This is a genomic window from Streptomyces sp. MB09-01 (assembly GCF_033794505.1).
Taxonomy (GTDB): domain Bacteria; phylum Actinomycetota; class Actinomycetes; order Streptomycetales; family Streptomycetaceae; genus Streptomyces.
This window is the reverse complement of sequence record NZ_JARAYQ010000526.1, coordinates 1-1,820: the sequence shown is the minus strand read 5'-3', so window position 1 is coordinate 1,820 and position 1,820 is coordinate 1. Positions and strand designations below refer to the sequence as shown.

Genomic DNA, 1,820 nt, shown 5'->3' with positions numbered 1-1,820 from the left:
GAGCGGGACCCTGAGCGCTGGCGCGCTCAGGAGAGACGCCCTCCGCTGCGCTCCGGGCAGCCTTCGCTGACGCTCCGGCAAATCCCCGCGCAAGCGCGGGGATTGACGTCCGCAAGCGGACGTCCAGGGAAAGGCCCGGCGCAAGCGCCGGGCTGGTGGCGCTGACGCGTCACCAGATGTCCGCGCAAGCGCGGACATCGAAGGGGTGTCCGCTGACGCTCCCACCCCTTCAGGTCCGGCTAGAGGAAGTAGCCATTCACGTGATTGGCTAGCCAGACAAGTGAGAGGCATACCGTCACCAACGCTCCTACAGCGGCCAGCCCTGCCTTACGCCGTGCCGGATCGGCGCAGAGCGCAACCAGTACCGGGCCAACCGCCATGACCCCCACGTTCAGGGCCGCAGACTCAGGCAGATCGTGCCGTGAAAGGCCGGCGAGAACGGCGATGATGAACCACTGCAAGGCAAACGACGCCGCGACCGTCGCTTTCAACGGCCGCACGTCCAACATCCACACGGTCAGCAAGAGCATCGGCACACCCAGAATCACCCAGAGTCCGATCCCCACAAGCGGATAGAACGTCAGGCAGAGCGAGACACTGTCCTCGCAACTACGCTCGTCCTCCGCGATCGACCACAACCACAAAACCCTGGCCAACCATCCCGTGACCGCACCAGCAACCGCGCTTCCCGCTAAAACCCCGTAGATCTTGCTCATGCACCCGAGGCTCGCAGCCCCACCCAACCAAGTCCTGAGTACAGATACTCAGACGCACCTGACATAGGTGTGACGAACCATGACCTGCCGGGCGCGAGCCGTCCCCGCTGCAGCTACTGCTAGGCCGGACACACTGTCCACCAGCTTCGGGAGGACTCCCTCCGGCCCGCTGGGCAAGACGGCGGTGGGGTGTCACGTAGGGATCCGATACTCCCCGGAGGGCTGCGTGATGCATTCGATCTCGGGACATCAGCGTGCATCACATGGATAATGTGGTGTGTAGCATCCCGAGAACATCATCACCCCCTCCCGACGGGTCTCTCGCCGATCAAATCTCATGGAGTTCCGAATGCAGAAGACCGGTGACATCGTGCTGCGGCCCCACCAGGAGGAAGCAGTGGAGGCGATCGTCCGGGGGCTGGACATTCCCTTGGGAAAGCGGATCCCGGAGGGCGGTCTGCGGGCCACTGTGGTGGCCGCGTGCGGGACCGGGAAGACGTTCATCGCGGCCGCGGCCGCGCTCCGGCTCGCCCGTCACGGCCGGGTCCTGGTACTCCTGCCGACCTTGGATCTCCTCACCCAGACCGTGCGGGAGTGGCGGCTCGCCGGGCACACCGGGCCCGCCGTCGCGGTCTGCTCCCTTGAGGACGACCCGCAACTGTGGCAACTCGACGTCCGGACCACGACCTCAGCCCCGCAACTGGGGCTGCGGCACGGGCGCGGTCCCGTCACGGTGTACGCCACCTACGCCTCCCTGCCCGTCATCGCCGAGGCCCACGAAGGCGCGTACGGACTACCCATGGACGTGTTCGACCTGGTCATCGTCGACGAGGCGCACCGCACGTCCGGGTCGGCGGGGAAGGCGTGGGCCGATGTCCACCGCCAGGAGGTCATCCCCGCGATGCGCCGGCTGTACATGACCGCGACGCCGCGGATCTGGATGGAGCGCCCGCCCCGTACCCGGGCGCAGGAGCGGGAGCAGGAGGAGGCGCGCCGGCGCGCCGAGGAGACGGAGCGCAGGGAGCGTGAGGAGGCGGAGGTCGAGGGGCGGGTCTACGTCCCTCGGCCTCGTTGGGACCGGCTGCCGAAGGAACTCGCGTGCTC

2 protein-coding genes are annotated in these 1,820 nt (G+C 67.3%); one reads left to right on the top strand and one right to left on the bottom strand.

Features of this window, described 5'->3' with window-relative positions; genetic code table 11:
* Nucleotides 1-239: 239 nt before the first annotated feature.
* Entirely contained in the window at nucleotides 240-716 is a 477-nt protein-coding gene (locus PV721_RS43180; protein ID WP_319734317.1) for a hypothetical protein, read from the bottom strand.
* A 349-nt stretch (nucleotides 717-1,065) separates the two neighbouring features.
* On the opposite strand from PV721_RS43180, the gene PV721_RS43175 reads away from it, so the two are divergent.
* Nucleotides 1,066-1,820 (top strand): DEAD/DEAH box helicase family protein (locus tag PV721_RS43175; protein ID WP_319734314.1); only part of this gene is annotated, 755 nt, incomplete at its 3' end.